The organism is Ruegeria sp. AI3 (genome assembly GCF_056541245.1).
In genome coordinates, this window is record NZ_JBQFYA010000010.1 from 23,987 (window position 1) to 41,878 (window position 17,892).

Annotated in this window: 14 protein-coding genes and 1 pseudogene; 5 read left to right on the forward strand and 10 right to left on the reverse strand. The window is 58.1% G+C overall.

The annotated features are described in order from the left end of the window. Window positions 1-5: 5 nt before the first annotated feature. The 10 genes from ACRZ95_RS15275 to ACRZ95_RS15320 form a co-directional block, all read right to left on the reverse strand. Complete coding sequence (locus ACRZ95_RS15275; protein WP_480555170.1) at window positions 6-1,967, reverse strand: beta-galactosidase; 1,962 nt, start codon at window positions 1,965-1,967, stop codon at window positions 6-8. Then, complete coding sequence (locus ACRZ95_RS15280; RefSeq protein WP_170679963.1) at window positions 1,964-3,610, reverse strand: amino acid ABC transporter permease; 1,647 nt, start codon at window positions 3,608-3,610, stop codon at window positions 1,964-1,966. The genes ACRZ95_RS15275 and ACRZ95_RS15280 overlap by 4 nt, the downstream gene beginning before the upstream one ends. 65 nt (window positions 3,611-3,675) lie before the next feature. Further along, window positions 3,676-4,425, reverse strand: coding sequence for a basic amino acid ABC transporter substrate-binding protein (locus ACRZ95_RS15285; RefSeq protein WP_419740815.1), 750 nt, complete (start codon window positions 4,423-4,425; stop codon window positions 3,676-3,678). 27 nt (window positions 4,426-4,452) lie between these two features. Continuing rightward, window positions 4,453-5,493 carry a LacI family transcriptional regulator gene (locus tag ACRZ95_RS15290; protein WP_170679961.1) on the reverse strand — a complete coding sequence of 347 codons (1,041 nt, stop codon included), beginning with the start codon at window positions 5,491-5,493 and terminating at the stop codon, window positions 4,453-4,455. Next, entirely contained in the window at window positions 5,494-6,240 is a 747-nt protein-coding gene (locus ACRZ95_RS15295) for a sugar phosphate isomerase/epimerase family protein (protein WP_170679959.1), read from the reverse strand. A gap of 80 nt (window positions 6,241-6,320) precedes the next feature. Further along, the gene (locus ACRZ95_RS15300; protein ID WP_170679957.1) at window positions 6,321-7,403 is read right to left on the reverse strand and encodes a sn-glycerol-3-phosphate ABC transporter ATP-binding protein UgpC; all 1,083 of its coding nucleotides are present in this window, start codon (window positions 7,401-7,403) and stop codon (window positions 6,321-6,323) included. A gap of 3 nt (window positions 7,404-7,406) precedes the next feature. Continuing rightward, window positions 7,407-9,062: an alpha-amylase family glycosyl hydrolase gene (locus tag ACRZ95_RS15305; RefSeq protein WP_480555173.1), complete on the reverse strand. Its 1,656-nt coding sequence runs from the start codon at window positions 9,060-9,062 to the stop codon at window positions 7,407-7,409. A 9-nt stretch (window positions 9,063-9,071) separates the two neighbouring features. Continuing rightward, window positions 9,072-10,220 (reverse strand): carbohydrate ABC transporter permease, encoded by a 1,149-nt coding sequence (locus ACRZ95_RS15310; RefSeq protein ID WP_170679953.1) that lies wholly within the window; start codon window positions 10,218-10,220, stop codon window positions 9,072-9,074. A 3-nt stretch (window positions 10,221-10,223) separates the two neighbouring features. Beyond that, window positions 10,224-11,231: a carbohydrate ABC transporter permease gene (locus ACRZ95_RS15315; protein ID WP_170679951.1), complete on the reverse strand. Its 1,008-nt coding sequence runs from the start codon at window positions 11,229-11,231 to the stop codon at window positions 10,224-10,226. A gap of 55 nt (window positions 11,232-11,286) precedes the next feature. Then, window positions 11,287-12,645: an ABC transporter substrate-binding protein gene (locus ACRZ95_RS15320; protein ID WP_170679949.1), complete on the reverse strand. Its 1,359-nt coding sequence runs from the start codon at window positions 12,643-12,645 to the stop codon at window positions 11,287-11,289. A gap of 216 nt (window positions 12,646-12,861) precedes the next feature. Between ACRZ95_RS15320 and ACRZ95_RS15325 the strand changes: the two genes are divergently transcribed. The 5 genes and pseudogenes from ACRZ95_RS15325 (at window position 12,862) to ACRZ95_RS15345 (ending at window position 17,862) form a co-directional block, all read left to right on the forward strand. After that, window positions 12,862-13,896, forward strand: coding sequence for a substrate-binding domain-containing protein (locus ACRZ95_RS15325; RefSeq protein WP_170679947.1), 1,035 nt, complete (start codon window positions 12,862-12,864; stop codon window positions 13,894-13,896). Then, window positions 13,896-15,197: pseudogene (locus tag ACRZ95_RS15330) on the forward strand (GH1 family beta-glucosidase); the annotation flags it as partial. The gene ACRZ95_RS15325 and the pseudogene ACRZ95_RS15330, both read left to right, overlap by 1 nt. Before the next feature lie 66 nt (window positions 15,198-15,263). Continuing rightward, entirely contained in the window at window positions 15,264-16,223 is a 960-nt protein-coding gene (locus ACRZ95_RS15335) for a glucokinase (protein ID WP_480555216.1), read from the forward strand. 28 nt (window positions 16,224-16,251) lie between these two features. Next, window positions 16,252-17,178, forward strand: coding sequence for a carbohydrate kinase family protein (locus ACRZ95_RS15340; RefSeq protein ID WP_170679943.1), 927 nt, complete (start codon window positions 16,252-16,254; stop codon window positions 17,176-17,178). Between the two features lie 18 nt (window positions 17,179-17,196). Then, the gene (locus ACRZ95_RS15345) at window positions 17,197-17,862 is read left to right on the forward strand and encodes a D-lyxose/D-mannose family sugar isomerase (RefSeq protein WP_170679941.1); all 666 of its coding nucleotides are present in this window, start codon (window positions 17,197-17,199) and stop codon (window positions 17,860-17,862) included. The last annotated feature ends 30 nt before the right edge of the window (window positions 17,863-17,892 follow it).

A 17,892-nucleotide genomic window follows, 5' to 3' on the forward strand; every position in this document is an offset into this window, starting at 1 on the left:
CCGCGCTACTCCTTCCAGATCGCAAGGTTGTGGGGGGCGACCGGGTCTTCTCCGACCAGAAGCGAGCGCTTTGTGTTCGCGGGCAGTGGTTGGTCTTGATCGCCAAAGTTAAAGGCAAAGCGCAGGTCCCCGCGTCGGGTGAGCCGCAAATCGTGATGCGTTTCGGAGACCTCCAGCCCAGCCCAATCCAACACGTCGCGCAAGATGTTTTGCAACAACGCGCCGCTCGGAACCATCGCAAGGTAGGTCGCCCTGTCTGAGCGTATGACCGCCGGACTGCCATTTTGATATCGGCTGACGAAATGGCCGATAGCTTGTTCACTTGTCTCGACAATTTCGCGCCAACCTGTGAAGTGCAGCGGGTTTTGCTCGCCCAACTGCACGGCTTCGTCTGCAAGGTCAGGCAAGGACTCGACCCTCAAAACGCGAACACCTGTCAAATCGCTCAACACTCCCGGTGCGAGGGTGTCAGGGCTGTGCATATCTGGCGTCTTGCTACCCGACCGCGCCCCGATCAACAGTTTCGCTGACGACGCTTGAAGTCTTGAGGCCAACCCGTCGCTGACGATCATGCTCTGCGGCAGCACGATCAAGGCATAGCCATTCAGGTCATCCTCCGGCCCGACAAAATCCAGATCGACATCGAAACCGCGCAAACCCGCGTACCAGTCTCGCAGGATGTTCGCATTTGGAAACGCATCGTCATGCGGCAGGAATTCCGCCGCCCAGATCGACGTATAGTCGATCAGCATTGCGACTTGGGCCTTCTGCCTTTTGGCCGGGGGTAATGCCGCGCGATCCTTCACCACCTGCGCCAGCTCAACCGCTGCCTGATCCGGACTACCATCCGACCGAAAAAGCGCAGTGTGGAACTGCTCCTGAGCGAACTTTGCCTGCCGCCAGCGAAAGAACATCACCGCCTGCGCGCCATGGGCAAAGGCCGCCCAGGTCCATAGCCGAACCATGCCATCTGCGGGCGAAGGGTTCTTTTCTGCCCAGTCGACGGGACCGGGTTGTTGCTCTAGCACCCACATGCGCCCGCGCCCTTGCGAGCGATACAGATCGCAGTGAAACCCCTGATAGTCCGGCGCCCCGGTTCGCAAGTAGCGATGCTTGTCCTGATCAGACAGGGATGACCCCAGCAGATTGCCCAGCGGGTAGCTGTCGAAGCCTACGATATCCAAGTCGGCGGCCACCGCGTGGTGATCATACTCGAAACTGCCCGCCATGAAGTTATGCGTGATATCGCGGCCCGGCGAATGCGCCCGAAGAATATCTACCTGAGCTTTGTTGAACAGTCGGACCCGGCCGGAGGAATAACGCGCAAAATCCAGAGATTGCGTCGGGTTCGCGGCCGCGACCAATCCGTTTGGCAGCTCAATCTGGTCAAAGCTCGCGTATTGCGTGCTCCAGAAAACCGTACCCCATCTCTGGTTCAACTCCTCGATCGTGCCATAGCTCTCTTGCAGCCATCGGCGAAACCCATTGCGAGCCGCGTCCGAGTAGCTGAGGACGGTGTCGTGGTCATTGTATTCATTGTCGATCTGCCACGCGTGAACATGCGAGTTTTGCCCATAGCGCTGGGCATATTCGGTGGCGATCCGTTTGGACTCTTCAAGGTAGACATCGCTGGAGAAGCAATAGTGCCGGCGCGATCCAAAGCCGCGCACGCGACCGTCAGGGCCCACGGGCAAAATCTCCGGGTACTCGTCGATCAGCCATTTGGGTGGCGAAGCCGTGGGCGTAGACATCATGACCAGCAGGCCAGCCTCACCCAAAATTCCGATCACCTCATCCAGCCAACCCCATTCAAAGTGACCGCGCCGGGGCTCGATCAGGCCCCAGGTGAACTCGGCAATCCGCACCCAATCGAGGCCCATTTCGACCATACGCGCGGCATCGTCCCGCCATTGGGACGGGTCCCATTGTTCGGGGTAGTAGCAAACCCCCAGTTCAAGTTTGCTCATCTGGTGTCCTTCGCGGTTCGCCGTTCGATCCATTTCAGGAAGCTGGCGCAACCCAGAGTGATCACGACATAGAGGATCGCCGCCGTGTTGAAGGGTGCAAAGGGCAGGAAGCTAGAGGCCTGGAACTCGCGCATGCGTTGGGTCATGTCGCGCACAGACAGGATCGACAAAAGAGAGGTGTCTTTGATCATCGCGATGAATTCATTGCCCAGGGGCGGTGTCACGATCCGCAATGCTTGCGGCAGCACGATCAGCCGCGCGGTTTGCCAGCGCGACAGGCCCAGCGAGCTGCCAGCCTCGAGCTGGCCTTTGGGTATAGCTTCGATGCCGGATCGGAAAATCTCGGCCATATAGGCGGAATACCCAACCGAAATGGCGATGATCCCGCGGGTCATGTTGGTCATGTCGATACCACCGCCGGTGGCATCCTTGACCGCGCCTGCCAGAGGAAGGCCAATATAGAGGATGATCACCAGCATCGGAATTCCGCGGATCGTGTCCACGAAAAACTCGGCCCCGACCGCAAGTGGGTGCAGTTTGTGCTGAGCCCCACCCACCGTCAGTGTAAGCAAAAGGAAACCGAAAACGGCAAAGGCCAGACCCGGGTTTCGGAACTTGTCCGGCAGAAAGCTGGTTTGCCAGATCACCGGATAGCCCTGCGTATGGGCCTCAACCGGAACAAACGCGCCCGAGACGCTTTCTACGGTCTCAATCTGCTCAATCGCTGATGCCGCGTCCGGAGCGCTTCGGATGCGGATTTGCTGATCGCCGCCACCCTCGAATTCACCGAAGCGGATCACATCGGCCTGCGCCTGAGGGGTACCACGCACAATGGCAATACGGCCCTCGGTATTGCCGACAAGGACATAGCTGACTTTGGGCTGCATGAAGAAAAAGGTGGATACTGCAAGCAACGCCAGACTGATCGCGCCATAGACCATCGTTGTCCGGGCCTTTGGCTTGAATGACTGAAGCCCGACCCAGATCAGGCCAAGGATCGCTGCGAAGATATAGGCAAAGATCGCCGCGCGGAACGTGATGGCGACGCCTGTTGCGAACTGCCAATGGGCCATAAACATCAGGTAGAACAGCGCGGCGCCCGTCAGAATTTCGAACCCAAGCTGCACGCGTCCGCGCAAAGGTTTCGCCAAACGGACAGAGATCAGGCATAGCGCGACGATCACGGCATAGACCGCTAGAAGGATCTGCAGGCCGCTTTGAACTTGTGCCACTACTTCGGGAAACAGAACCCAGGTTTGGTTGGAGCGGTCAATCAGGGTCGAGGTATTCTCGCTGAGCGCATGAAGGAAGACGGACTCGGCAAAGGGCATCAGGACATCCGGGGCAACAAAAGCCAGAATGGACAGGCCAACCGCCGCCGGAAACGCCACCAAAGCGGAAATCCGAAGCCATGCGGGCGCTTGCGCTTCGAACCGGGTGTGGCGGGCGCAAAGATAACCGAGGATCGCCGTCGCAAGGACCAACAGGAACCCCACGAATATCGGCCCCGCATTGTTGCCGATCCCCAGAATGGCGACCAGAGATCGCAGGTATTTGGATGAGGTGGCAAACAGATAGATGATAAACGGCGCGGCTGCGAGCAACACGAGGTTGCTCGGGCGGATCGAGCTGAGGCGCGACATGGGGTTCTCCGCTAAGTCAAAGCCCCGGCGGCAGAACCCGCCGGGGCTGGAAGGGGTTCAAAGGATCAGTTGGTGCCCCAGTATTTGGCTTTCAGCTCATCCAAAGTGCCGTCTTGCTGAATTGCGGCTAGACCTTCGTTGATCGCATCGACGGTCGGATCGCCTTCCTGAAACACGATGCCCAGCGGATCGGATTGCAGACCCGTTATGCCCACGGTCAGTTCACCCGCGAACTCCTGCTCATACGCGGTGGCCGAAGTTCCGTCGATGATCACGCCTTCGACGTCGGCGTTCTGCAACGCCAGAATAGCAGCCGAGAAGTTGTCATAGAGGCTGACATTCTCGCGCCCTACCAGCTCTTCCGCCAATTGCGCATTGGTTGTTCCGGTTTGAGCGGCCAGTTTCAGACCTCCGGCTTTGAAGTCATCCAAGGTCGTGTCACCCTTGTCGACTTGCAACAGGATGGCCTGGCTGACCACGATATAAGGCTCTGAGAAATCCATGGTTTCTTCCCGTTCCGGCGTGATCGACACGCCCGAGATGACCAGATCGAACTCACCTTGCTGAAGGGCTGCGAAGATGCCGTCCCACGCGGTGTTGACGAAATTCGGCACGCAGTTCACGCGTTCGCAAATGGCGTTCATCACGTCGACGTCAAAGCCCACGATCTCGCCCGTTGTCTCATCGACGGTCTCCATCGGCGGATAGGTTGCATCTGTTCCGATCTTCAGAACGCGGCCTTCCAAATCGGCGGCAAAAGCGGCCGGGACCGTCATCGTGGCAACGGCTGCCGCGGCAAGTAGATGTTTGAACATGTTTGGTTTCTCCTTTGTTGGGTCAGGTCAAATCGCCGGGTTCGGCGGAGGTGTGTCAGGTTGCCGCTCGATTAACGTGGCCCTGATCTTCTTTTGAATTTCAGACGGATCGACCCCGTCCAATGATTTTAACATGAACGCGCCCAGCAACCGGCTGGTCTCGTCAATCGGCACGTAGTAGGCGCTGGGCGCGGGCACGAAATACTTGCTGAGTTGGAGGTCATCGGTCGAAATGACCACAACATCGCGCCCGACCCTGATGCCATCTTCGGCGGCGGCGGACAAAACGCCCAATGTCATCGCCTCATTGGCGCAAATGATACCGGTCGGGCGGTCTTTGCGCTGCATCAGGCTGCGAAAAGCCTCTTGGCCGCTTTGCGCCGTTGTGGGGCCGTTGTAGATCAGATCGGGTTGAACGGGCACGCCCGCCGTCTGTAGCGCGGCGGCATAACCAGTCTGACGCTGTCCGGTGTAAACCAAATCGGCGGGTGGGTTGATAAGCGCAATCCGCCGATGACCTAAACGCAACAACCGCTCTGTGGCGTCGTGCGCCGCGCTTTCGCTGTCGAAATCGACATAGGGATGAGGTTCAGAACTGTCGCTCATGCCATAGGTCACAAAGGGGAAGTTCTGGTTTTGTAGATAGGCGATACGCGGGTCGTTATGTCGAGTGCCCGAAAAGATCACCCCATCCGCCGAGCGTTCCTGTACGATCGCGCGCAGGGCGGCCATCGCTTCGTCCAAATCGGCCACGCTGCACACGCTCAGCTCATAACGTGACCCCTGCAAGGCGGTTGAGATGCCAGCCACAATTCGGGTGAACTCGACACCCTCCCACTCCTCGGTTGCGTCGGTGGAGACGCCCACCAGTACCGCGATCCGGTAGGACTTGTTCGTGCGCAATTTCAGCCCGGCAAGGTTTACTTTGTAACCCTGCTCCACGGCCACTTTCTGTATCTCTTCACGGGTTTCGCGTTTGACCGAGTCCTCTCCGCGCAAGGCATTGGAAACGGTCCCGACGGAGTAGCCTGTCTGCTTGGCGATAGACTTGATCGTTGCGCGGGCCATTTAGTTGCGACCTTTCAAAAGGTCGGTCAGAAAGCGCCTGCCTATTGTCAGCGTCGTCGCCGGACTCGGCGACTCGTCATGCTCAACGAACAGATCCGAACACGCGGTACGATGCAGCGCGTCAAGAACTGCGTTCCAGTCAATATCGCCCTGCCCCAGATCCCGCCACCGGGCGTCGCCCTCTTGGCTGGGGTCCACGTCCTTGGCATGGACCGAGACCACACGGTCGGCATAGCGCCCAATTATCTCGGCAGGGTCCAAGTTCGCCGCCCCCAGCCAACCGATATCGGGCTGCCAAAAGACGTTCCCTGTTTCCAGGAACATCTCCAACGGCGTCTGCGAGGGATAACCGACCAGATCGAAATCGTGGTTGTGATAGGCCAGCCGAACGCCCGAGCCGGACAATTGCGCAGCCCATTGTGTTAACTGGCCCGACACAGCCTTCCATCCCTCGGCAGTGTCGGGCCGCGCCTCTGGTGCCAGCCAAGGCATGACGGCAACCGGGCATTCCAATCGTTCCAAAAGGTTCTGAATTTCGGGTAAACGCCCCTCGAATTCTTCCCAGTCGAAATGCGCCGAACGGACCCGCAAACCAGATTGCGCAACGATCCGGGCCATCTGAGGCGCCGTCAGGTCGTGCAACCCCGTCGTTTCGACATCTGCATAGCCACATGCCGCTGCCAATTGCAGTTGATCGCTTAGATCATCACAATTCCGAACTGTGTATAGCTGTGCAGAAACCCGCATTTACCACCATTGAAACGTTTCAATAATGGTTGAACAGGGTTGAACGAGTTGTCAAGCGGCTTGAAGCAGCGCGCGCTGAATCACTTGCGCATGGACAGACCGTTATGGAAAAGATGCACTTTTTCCGGCCGTGCTGTCACCGAAACCTGCTGCCCGCGAAGGTTCCGTTGAATACCGGGCAGTTTGGCGATGACCTGATCCGCGCCATTGGATTTGGCAAAATAGAGCAGAGTCACCTCACCCAACGCTTCAGTGAAATCAACCTCGCCGCTCAAGATCGGGTCGCTATTCGTCAAAGTGAAGTCTTCGGGTCGGACGCCGATATTTACCTGCTTGCCTTCATCTTCCGTCCCGGTTGGAATCGCAGAAATCGCTGAGCCGCCGCCATCCAGGGCTATCGTTGTCATCTGCCCAGTGCCGGTGATTGTTCCGGGCAGCAGGTTCATTGAAGGCGAGCCGATGAACTGGGCCACGAACTCATTGTCCGGGGTTTCATATAGCTCAAGCGGGGTGCCGACCTGGGCGATGCCTTTGTTGGCCAGAACCACGATACGGCTGGCCAAAGTCATCGCCTCGACCTGATCATGGGTCACATAGATCATGGTGCTGTCGGGCATCGCCTCTTTGAGGCGTGCAATCTCAATCCGCGTGGCGACGCGAAGTGCTGCATCGAGGTTCGAGAGCGGTTCATCAAACAGATAAACCTTAGGATCCCTCACAATCGCCCGCCCGATTGCGACGCGCTGGCGTTGGCCACCGGAAAGGGCCTTGGGTAGACGATCAAGATATGGGTCCAGTTGCAGAATTTGCGCCGCGCGCTCAACAGCAGCGTCGATCTCGGAGGCGGGCCGCTTGGCGATCTTAAGCGCAAAAGACATATTCTCGCGCACGGTCAAATGTGGATAGAGGGCATAGGACTGGAACACCATCGCGATGCCGCGCTGCGCGGGCGGCACGTCATTCATGACCTGACCTTCGATCTCCAGCGTGCCACCGGTGATCTTCTCCAGCCCAGCAATCATCCGGAGCAGAGTGGATTTTCCGCATCCGGACGGGCCGACAAAGACGATCAACTCGCCTTGTTCGATATCCAGATCAATGTGTTTCAGGACATCAACCGGTCCATAGGATTTCGCCACATCTGTGAGTTTGAGTTCTGACATGACTTACCCCTTGTCCCTGCGCATCAGGCAGAATTCGGCAGGTTGCAGCGTGACGCGACCTTCACCCGTGACACTGCCAATGTCCTCACCAATTGCCTGCCAGCTGCCCGAGGGCAGATCGACCTGCCCCGCTTCGCGCCCCAGATTGAAGGCGCAAAACACCTCTTCGCTGGCGTTTTCGCGGCGGAAAACTAGGGCCGGGCCGACTTGCTCCATCTCTGATTGCGCCCCCGCAGCCAGCGCCGGATGCGCTTGTCGAAGAGCAATCGCGCGGCGATAGTGATGCAGCATGGATTGGTCGTCCGCCTCCATACGATCAACCGAGCGTTCGGATTGCTCGGCACTGACAGGTAACCATGGCTCGCCGGTGCTAAAGCCCGATTGTTCGTCCTGAGTTGCCCAGACCATTGGCGTCCGGCATCCGTCGCGGCCTTTAAACTCCGGCCAGAACTCAACGCCATAAGGATCTTGCAAGCGCTCGAAAGGCACATCGGCCTCGGGCAGTCCCAGTTCCTCACCCTGATACAGACAAGCCGAACCGCGCAGGCACATCATCAGAACCGCGTGCTGGCGCGCTGCTGCATCGCTGAGGTCCCAGCGAGAGGCATGGCGTTGAACATCATGGTTCGAGAACGCCCAGCAAGGCCAAGCGTCTCCAGCCTTGGCCTGAAGCTGGTCGAACACCTGTTTCGCGTAAGCTGCTGTCAAGGCTCGTTTTTCTAGGAACTCGAACGCATAGCACATGTGCATACGCGCATCACCCGAGGTGTATTCCCCCATGATCTCAAGCCCGCGTTGCGCGTCACCGACCTCACCCAGACAGGCGCGTCCTTCGTATTCGTTTGTCAGCGCCCTCAGTCGCTCCAGGAAGGCGATGTTTTCAGGCTGACTTTTGGAATAGAGGTGGTTCTGGTGGTTATACGGGTTCACTGCGGGCGCAATCGAGGCATTGCGCTCCTCAACCGGCAGCACGGGGTTATCGCGCAATTGCTTGTCGTGGAAATAGAAGTTGATCGTGTCCAGACGAAAGCCATCGACCCCCATCTCGAGCCAGAACCGGGCCACGTCCAGCAGCGCGTCCTGCACCTGTTTACAGTGGAAGTTCAGGTCCGGCTGCGATGTCAGGAAGTTGTGCAGGTAGTATTGCAGTCGGCGCGGGTCCCACTGCCAGGCAGATCCTCCGAAGATCGACAACCAGTTGTTCGGCGGCGTCCCATCGGGTTTGGGGTCGGCCCAGACGTACCAATCGGACTTCGGATTGTCCCTTGAGGCACGGCTTTCGCTGAACCACGGGTGTTGATCCGAAGTATGAGACAACACCAGATCAATCATCACTTTCAGACCCTTTGCGTGGGCCTGACCCAGTAGCTCTTGGAAATCCTCAAGCGAGCCGAACATCGGATCGACATCACGATAATCGCTCACGTCATAGCCGAAATCCTTCATCGGCGACTTGAAGAAAGGCGAAATCCAGATCGCATCGACGCCGAGCGAGGCGATATAGTCGAGCCGTTGGGTGATCCCCTTCAGATCACCAATTCCGTCGCCATTGCTGTCCTGAAAGCTGCGCGGATAGATCTGGTAGATCACGCCGCCCCGCCACCAATCTGAAGGCGCTTTGGTTGAGTTGGATAGGTCTACAGTGTTTTGCACGTTCATCAGACGCCTCTATTTGACGGATCCGGCCAACAGGCCCCGGACCAGGTATTTTTGCATTGCAAAGAACACGACCAGCGGCACAAAGATCGACACGAAGGCCGCCGTCGCTAGAATTTCCCAGTTGCCGCCTCGCGTGCCTAAAAGCTCGACGATGCGGTTGGTCATCACAGTGGTTTGGCCGGTCGCATCGATCAGGAAGACCTTGGCGACCAGAAGGTCGTTCCATGTCCATAAGAACTGAAAGATCGCGAAAGAGGCCAGCGCTGGGAAGCTGAGCGGAAGGATCAGTTTGGTGAAAATCTGGAACTCGGTCGCGCCATCGACACGGGCGTTCTCGATCAGATCGCGCGGCAATCCGGCCATGTAGTTGCGCAGCAGGTAAATCGCCAGCGGCATACCAAAGCCAGTATGGGCCAGCCAGACGCCCAGATAGCCTTTGCCAATCCCGATATTCAGGTGGAATTTCAACAGCGGGATCAACGCCAATTGCAAGGGCACAACCAACAATCCAACGACGGCCGCGATCAGCAGCGCACGGCCCGGAAACTCCATCCACGCCAACGCATAGGCCGCGAATGCAGCAACAAGGATCGGGATGATTGTCGCGGGAATTGTCACCGTCAACGTGTTGAAAAATGCCTTGGCCATACTGTCCGAACTGCTCTGATCCAGCAGGACTTTTCGGTAGTTGTCCAAGGTGAATTCCGGCGGCAATTCGGCCGTGACGAACACGCGCGCGCCTCGGTTTCCGGTGAACTCCTCGCTGTTCTCCATCCTGTAAGCGCCGTCCGCATCAACGGTGATCGTGCCGCCTCGACGCAGCTCGGCGGTGTCGCCGGGGACAAAGGCATCAACCTCACGGGCACTGATGCCCCAGTTCGAGATCTTCACCTGCTCGTCATCCCCGAAAAGCTGGCCTTCTATCACATAGAGGCCATTCTCCAGCACCTGCGTTTCAGGTGCGGCACTACGCAAGGTTAGGTTCTGCTCGGACGGAAAGATCGACCGCCACCAGCCACTGCCCGAAATTTGATCCGCGGTCCGGAAAGATGAAATCAGCAGGCCGAGGGTCGGAATCACCCACAGCACCACCAGAAAGACAACCGAGGCATGGACGACCCAGCGCAGTGCCGGTTTGGTTCCTGCAATATCGCTCATGGCCTACTCCATTTCCTTGCGCGCATTGCGCACGTTCCAGATCAGGATTGGAGTCACCAGCAACATGATAACCATGGCCGAGGCGGACCCCACCCCCCAATCATTGGCGCGGAACAGTTTGTCGTACATGTAGTTGGCCAGCACCTGCGTCTCCCATTGGCCGTTGGTCATGGCAAAGACAATGTCGAAGACCTTCAGGACGGTAATCGTAATCGTCGTCCAGACCACCAGAATGGTTGTTTTGATCTGAGGTACTTTGATCTTGAAGAAGATCTGGAACGGGTTGGCACCGTCCAGAATGGCGGCCTCGACGGTTTCTTCTGGGATGCCGCGCAAGGCAGCCGACAGGATCACCATGGCAAATCCGGTCTGAATCCAGACCAGAACGATCATCAGGAAGAACGAGTTCCAGAAGGGAACGGTCAGCCACGTTTGCGGCTCAGTCCCGCCGAAGAAGATGTAGAGGGCGTTTAGAATGCCGATCTGATCCTGTTCCGCCGGCCGCGCGTCATAGACCAACTTCCAGATCACCGAGGCCCCTACGAAGGAAATCGCCATCGGCATGAAGATAAGCGATTTGGCAAAATTGCCCCAGCGGATGCGATCGGTCAGCTGCGCCACGAGTAGACCAAAACCGGTCGACATTGCGGGTACGACGATCAGCCAGAACATGTTGTTGCGCATGGCTTCCCAGAATTTAGGCTCGGCCGCCATCTGGGTGTAGTTGTCCAGACCGACCCATCTGTACCCGCCGCCAGGCACGCGCTCCGTGAGAGAAAGACGCAGCGTCTCAACCACCGGATAGGCCAGATAGAGGCCAAGCGCCGCGAGCGCAGGGAACAAGAACAGCCAGGGCCGGATCATGTTCGCGCGGTTGATGTTGCGCCCTGCATTCGGCCCGCGCGGCGGGAACAGGACTTTGTCCAGAAACTGGTTCGAGATATAGAAGTAGCCCACGCAACCCGACACACCGATGATGATGGTCAGCAGGCCCTGAAGTGCCGGTGTCATGATGCCCTCGTCGGTTTGGAAACGGGGCAGCCGCATAGCCGCCCCATAACTTCAGTTACTTCGCGGCATCCCACGACGACTGGATTTCACCTGCAACAGTGGCCGCGTCCTTCGCGCCCGAGGAATAGTCGACCATGCCGGTCCAGAACGTCCCCGCGCCGACCGCACCCGGCATCAGGTCTGAGCCGTCAAAGCGGAACGTGGTGGCGTTGGTCAGAATCTCACCCTGACCGCGTTGCGTGTCATTGGCATAGTTCTCGGGGTTTGCCCCCAGATGCGGCGTCAGGAACCCGTCCTGAGACATCATGATCTCATGCGCAAATGGAGTTTTGAGGAACTCCATAAACACTTCAGTCGCCGGACTTGGGTTCGTGATGGTGAACAAGGTGCCAGCGCCCAGAACCGGTGTTCCCAGATCCTTCTCAGCATAGGCCGGGAAATAGAAGAAATCGGCATCCACGCCCAGCTCTGTCCCTTCCGGGAAATAGGCCGGAATGAATGAGGCCTGGCGGTGCATCATGCAAGCAGGCGGGCTGTCAAACAGGCCCTTGGGGCTGTCGCGGAAATCGATTGCAGCCGTGTCATCTGCGTTCCCAACCACATAGTCGTCATTGCGGGTAAAGCTGCCATATTCCTCGATCGCGGCAATCACGCGCGGGTCGTCGAACTTCATCTCATTCGAAACCCACTGGTCGTAAACCTCGGGCGGTTGCGTGCGCAGCATCAGGTCCTCAACCCAATCCGTTGCCGGCCAACCGGTCGCGCCACCGGATGCGAGACCGACACAGAGCGGCGTCTCACCGTCTTCGACCATCTGATCCATAAGCGCTTTGAACTCTTCCATCGTCTCCGGAACCTCATAGCCGAAGTCCTCGAAGTTCTCAGGGATGTACCAAACCAGAGACTTCACGTTCACGTTGAAGAAGAAGCCGTAGAAATCCTTGGCTCCGTCTGCGTTCTCGAACGTTCCCAAATCGACCCAAGACTGACCGGCGGCGAAATTGTTCTTGATCCAGTCTGCCGATCCTTCGGCAAGCGGCGTCAGATAGCCGTTCTTGGCCATGTTCGCCGCCAATCCGGGCTGCGGGAAAACCGTCAGGTTTGGCGCTGATCCGGCTGCTGCGTCGATCAAAATCTGCTGTTCCAGCGAGTCCGAGCCGACATAGCTGGAGTTTGCGCCCGTTGCCTCATCGAAATAGGCGACCAGATTTTCGAAGGATTGTCCTTCACCTGCAAGCCAAGGGCCGAAAATGGTGAGGTCCTGACCGCTCAGATCATGAGCGTCTGCAAAAGCCTGGAACCCGTCCCAGTCAAAGCCGCCCTCTCCAACGGGGTGGATCATTTGACCCTGTGCGTCAACAGCCCCGGCAGTCAGGGCAAACGTGGCCACACCTGCGTACAGCGTGCGTTTCATGAAATCTCCTCCCAATACTCTCCAGCGCCTTCGCTTCACGTTTTTCAAAGCGCTTTGAATGATTATTGTTATCCGCTAACATTTTTACTCTGTCAATGAGTCGTATTTTCGAATAAGTCAGAAAAACATGCTTGCCTGTTATCACAACAGGTTGGCCGGCGCACAAAACAGGACCTCACCAGTAAAGCCTTCGATTTGAAGGCGCTTTGACTACCTATGAACCTCAAGCAGCTCTCTGAAACACTGGGCCTTTCGCAAACCACGGTCAGCCGGGCACTAAACGGCTATCCTGAGGTCAACGCTGAAACACGTCTGAGGGTTGAGGCTGCTGCAGCCAAACATGGCTACCGCCCTAACAGCCGCGCCAAAGGGTTGGCGACGGGCAAGTCCATGGTCATCGGTCACGTCATCCCCAGCTCATCAAGGCATGAAATGGTGAACCCGATCTTCGGCGATTTCGTCGCCGGAGCGTCGAAAACATATGCCGAGCATGGCTATGACATGATGTTCACCAACGCCGATGACACCTCGATCGAGGCGGCCTATCGCAACCTGTTCCAACGCGGGGCGGTCGATGGTGTCGTGCTGCAGGGTCCAAAGGTCAACGAGCCAAGGATCGAGGTTCTGACGCGCATGGCGGTGCCGTTCATCGTTCATGGCCGCTCAACCGGCGTGCAGGCCGAATATGACTGGATTGATGTGAACAACAAAAGTTCGTTCCAGCGCGCGACGCAGTTTCTAATTGATCTGGGCCACCGTCGCATCGCCCTGATCAACGGGCTGGAGGATATGGACTTTGCCCAACGCCGTCGCGCCGGATATCTGGACGCCCTGCAGCAGGCCGGGCTGACGCCGGATGCCGCCTTAATGCGCAGCGCCGAAATGACCGAAGTCTATGGTCACCGGGAAACCCATCAGATGCTGCACATCGAGGAACCTCCGACTGCGATACTGGCATCGTCGATGATCACAGCCATAGGCGTGCGCCGCGCGCTAGAAGAAGCCGGGCTGCAGATGGGGCGAGATATTTCGGTCATCGCCCATGACGATGATCTTTCCTATCTCAAAAACGGACAGGATGTGCCGATCTTCACTGCAACGCGGTCCTCGGTTCGGGACGCTGGCGAAATGGCGGCCGAGATGCTGATCCAGCGGATCAAGTCTCCGTCTTCACCGGTACATACGAGGTTGCTTGAGGCCGAGTTGGTCGTCGGGCGGTCAACCGGGCCTGCGCCTACTGGGGTTCGATGATGAAATACACACGCAACGACTTCCCCGGCGACTTTCTGTTCGGCGTCGCGACATCCGCCTACCAGATCGAAGGCCACGCTCAAGGCGGTGCGGGCCGGACGCATTGGGACAGTTTCGCGGCCACCCCCGGCAATGTCGTCGGCGCGGAAAATGGCGCACTCGCCTGCGATCACCTAAATCGGTTCGAACAAGACTTTGATCTGGTTCAGGATGCAGGCTTTGACTGCTATCGCTTTTCGACCAGTTGGGCGCGTGTGTTGCCCGAAGGTCGCGGACATGTAAATCAAGCCGGGCTCGACTATTACGACCGTCTGGCGGACGCGCTGCTTGAACGTGGCATCCGCCCCTGTGCGACGCTCTACCACTGGGAGCTACCTTCGGCACTTGCCGATCTGGGGGGCTGGCGCAATCGGGATATCGCCGGGTGGTTCGCCGATTTCACCCAAGTGATCATGGGCCGGATCGGAGATCGCATGTATTCGGTCGCGCCGATCAACGAGCCGTGGTGCGTCAGCTGGCTCAGCCATTTCGAAGGCCACCACGCGCCAGGTTTGCGTGATATTCGCGCGGCTGCACGTGCGATGCATCATGTTCTTCTGGCCCATGGCAGCGCTATTCAAACAATGCGCAGCCTAGGCATGTCCAATCTGGGCGCTGTCTTCAACCTCGAATGGGCGGAGCCTGCGGATGATAGCGCGGCTGCGCAGCAGGCGGCCGCGCTCTATGACGGGATCTACAACCGGTTTTTCTTGGGCGGCGTGTTCAAAAAAGCCTATCCCGACAACGTGCTGGAGGGACTGGAGCCTCATTTGCCCGAGGGTTGGCAAGATGATTTGGACACAATCGGGGCGCCTGTTGATTGGTGCGGCTTGAACTACTACACCCGCAAGCTGATCACCTCGGCAGACAGTGCATGGCCAAGCCTGACCGAAGTGCCCGGCCCTCTGCCCAAAACTCAGATGGGTTGGGAAATCGACCCCGCCGCCCTGACCCGATTTCTGAAAAGGACCGCAGAAGACTATACCGGTGATCTTCCGATCTATGTTACAGAGAACGGCATGGCGAGCGCCGAGCGCCAGCAGGATGATGAGCGCATCGCCTATCTGGACGATCACTTGACGGCGGTGCAACAGGCTTTGGATGCGGATGTGCCCGTAAAGGGGTATTTCATCTGGTCTTTGCTGGACAACTACGAATGGGCCTTTGGCTATGAAAAACGGTTTGGATTGGTAGACGTGGATTTTGAGACGCTGGACCGCAGCCCCAAAGCCTCCTTCGCTGCCGTAAAAGCCGCACTTTCCGAGGGTGCCGCCGACCGGCAGGCCTATCGCCAGCCGTCCGGGTCTTTGCGCCCACATTGGACATTGGTGGCCGATATAGGTGGTACGAATACGCGTCTGGGCATTGTCTCTGATGGTAAGCTGACCGCATTGCACAAACACCCGACGGGCACCCTGCCCGATCTGCTGGACGCGTTGCATCATATACGCGATGAAGTTGGCACCGCGCCACAAGCCGTGGTCGCGGCTGGGGCCGGACCGGTGCGCGACGGGCGCATCCAACTGACCAACGCGAATTTGGACCTGTCCGAGGAGGCCCTGGCCAAGGCGACAGGGGCCGCCAACACCTATGTGATCAATGACTTCACCGCAGCAGCCTGGTCCGTGGCCGAAGTGACAGAGGCTGACGTATCCGTCCTGCAAGGCTCTGCCACTCCGCCGATGGGTACGCGTTTGGTCGTCGGGCCTGGAACCGGTTTGGGTGTCGGTGCACTGCTCTATTCTGAGGGGCATTTCCACACCGTTTCAGGCGAAGGCGGCCATGTGGGCCTGTCCCCGCGCACGCGGGATGAGGTCGATATCTTCGACGCCGCCCGCCATCTGGCACCCGAATGCTTTTTCGACGACAGCCTAGTGCTTGAGGCCGAAATGTTCCTCAGCGGAACCGGCTTGCCAATCCTGTATCGGGCCGCAGGCATGGCGGCTGGGCAAGCTCAGCCTCCAGTTCGCACTGCCCGAGATATCCTGCAGGACGCACGCGACGGCAAGGACCCGGTCGCCGTTCGCACCGCAGATTTGTTCATCAGCCATCTGGGTGCGTTGATGGGTGATATGGCCGTCACCGTGATGCCTGCCGGTGGCGTGTTCCTTGTAGGCGGCGTCGCCGAGAAAAACCGCTGGATGTTTGGCGAAACCTTCCGCAACGCGTTCAATGCAGGCGGACGTTTCAGTGAGTTGCGGCAGTCGATGAACCTTTATATCTCGGAACAGGCCGAATTTGGCATTGTTGGCGCTAACAACTTCTGTAAAAATGCGCTTCAGCGATAACTGAGCGTATTTTGGAAGAGGATGTGGGATGATCCTGTGTTGCGGTGAAGCCCTGATCGACATGATTGCCGAACCGACCCTGTCCAGGCGGGACGGTTTCGTTCCCCATTCCGGTGGCGCCATATTCAATACCTCTATTGCTTTGGGCCGGTTGAGCGCGCCGGTTGGCCTGCTGACCGGTCTGTCCTCGGACATGTTCGGGCGGCAATTGGCTGATGACCTGCGGGCCAGCCACGTGGACACGACACATGTGATTGCCTCGGACAGGCCGACCACGCTAGCATTTGTTCAACTGAAAGATGGCCACGCGACATACACGTTTGTCGATGAAAACACGGCGGGTCGGATGCTACGGGCCGAGGATATGCCGCGCCAACTCCCCGCGGTTTCAGCGCTGTATTTTGGTGGCATCAGCCTTGCCTGTGAGCCTTGCGCGGATGCCTATGCCGCGATGCTGGCGCAACATGGCGCGAACTGTGCTGTGATGTTGGACCCCAATATCCGACCCGGTTTCATACAGGATCAGACCCGCTACCGCACGCGGTTGAACCAGATGATTGAACAGGCCGATATCGTCAAAGTCTCGGATGAGGATCTGGACTGGATCATCCCTGGCCCGGAAAGCCATGATCAAAAAGTCCCTTTGCTGCTTCAAGCAGGCCCCTCTGCCGTCATCGTCACCCGCGGAAGTGAGGGCGCTTCAGGTTATCAGGCCAACGGTGCTGTGGTCTCAGTCCCAGTCAAACCGGTGCAAGTTGTGGATACGGTTGGCGCGGGGGACACGTTCAATGCCGGGGTTTTGGCCTCGCTGGAACGGGCTGGCCAGTTGACAAAGCCCGGATTGAAAGCACTGTCCCCGGATGCGCTACGCGACGCCTTGACCTTGGGCGCAGAGGTGGCTGCTGTGACCGTCTCGCGCGCCGGGGCCAACCCGCCCTGGTCGCATGAATTATAGCCCTACGAAGAGTCCGAGATGAAACGATCCGAAATCAACCGTATCAAGACCGAAGCCCAGGCATTCATCAGTTCATTTGGTGCCGTTCTGCCGCCTTTTGCAGATTGGACACCTGAGCAGATGCGCAACACTCAGGCGGAAAGTATCCGTGCCCATGGGCTAGGTTGGGATATCACCGACTATGGTCAAGGCAAGTTCGATGAACTTGGGTTGTTCCTGTTCACCCTGCGCAACGGCAACGTCAGCGATCTGAGCCGGGGGCGCGGTATGCTCTATGCCGAAAAGCTGCTGATCTCTCGCGACAAACAGCTGTCGCCGATGCACCGCCATATCGTCAAAGCCGAGGACATCATCAACCGAGGCGGCGGCGATCTGGTTATGGAAATCTATGCCTCGGACCCCGATGGCGGTATCGACCGGGATACCCCAGTCACTGTTCCCAGCGATGCCTGCCCTGTCACCATAGGGCCCGGAGAGCATCTGCGCCTGAAGCCAGGTCAGAGCGTGACCTTGATGCCCGGCATCTGGCATGCCTTCTGGGCGGAAGGTGGGGATTGCTTGATTGGCGAAGTCTCAACCGTGAATGACGACCGGACGGACAACGTATTTGAAGACCCGATCCCCCGCTTTGCAACAATCGAAGAAGATGCAGCGCCGGATTTCCTGTTGGTTGCCGACTACTGACTTCATTAAGAATTTCGCGCTTGCATTTTC

Bases quoted from the DNA above. Each gene is read 5' to 3' on its own strand.
- ACRZ95_RS15275 (WP_480555170.1), bottom strand. From the start codon at position 1,967: ATGAGCAAACTTGAACTGGGGGTTTGCTACTACCCCGAACAATGGGAC.
- ACRZ95_RS15280 (WP_170679963.1), bottom strand. From the start codon at position 3,610: ATGTCGCGCCTCAGCTCGATCCGCCCGAGCAACCTCGTGTTGCTCGCA.
- ACRZ95_RS15285 (WP_419740815.1), bottom strand. From the start codon at position 4,425: ATGTTCAAACATCTACTTGCCGCGGCAGCCGTTGCCACGATGACGGTC.
- ACRZ95_RS15290 (WP_170679961.1), bottom strand. From the start codon at position 5,493: ATGGCCCGCGCAACGATCAAGTCTATCGCCAAGCAGACAGGCTACTCC.
- ACRZ95_RS15295 (WP_170679959.1), bottom strand. From the start codon at position 6,240: ATGCGGGTTTCTGCACAGCTATACACAGTTCGGAATTGTGATGATCTA.
- ACRZ95_RS15300 (WP_170679957.1), bottom strand. From the start codon at position 7,403: ATGTCAGAACTCAAACTCACAGATGTGGCGAAATCCTATGGACCGGTT.
- ACRZ95_RS15305 (WP_480555173.1), bottom strand. From the start codon at position 9,062: ATGAACGTGCAAAACACTGTAGACCTATCCAACTCAACCAAAGCGCCT.
- ACRZ95_RS15310 (WP_170679953.1), bottom strand. From the start codon at position 10,220: ATGAGCGATATTGCAGGAACCAAACCGGCACTGCGCTGGGTCGTCCAT.
- ACRZ95_RS15315 (WP_170679951.1), bottom strand. From the start codon at position 11,231: ATGACACCGGCACTTCAGGGCCTGCTGACCATCATCATCGGTGTGTCG.
- ACRZ95_RS15320 (WP_170679949.1), bottom strand. From the start codon at position 12,645: ATGAAACGCACGCTGTACGCAGGTGTGGCCACGTTTGCCCTGACTGCC.
- ACRZ95_RS15325 (WP_170679947.1), top strand. From the start codon at position 12,862: ATGAACCTCAAGCAGCTCTCTGAAACACTGGGCCTTTCGCAAACCACG.
- ACRZ95_RS15340 (WP_170679943.1), top strand. From the start codon at position 16,252: ATGATCCTGTGTTGCGGTGAAGCCCTGATCGACATGATTGCCGAACCG.
- ACRZ95_RS15345 (WP_170679941.1), top strand. From the start codon at position 17,197: ATGAAACGATCCGAAATCAACCGTATCAAGACCGAAGCCCAGGCATTC.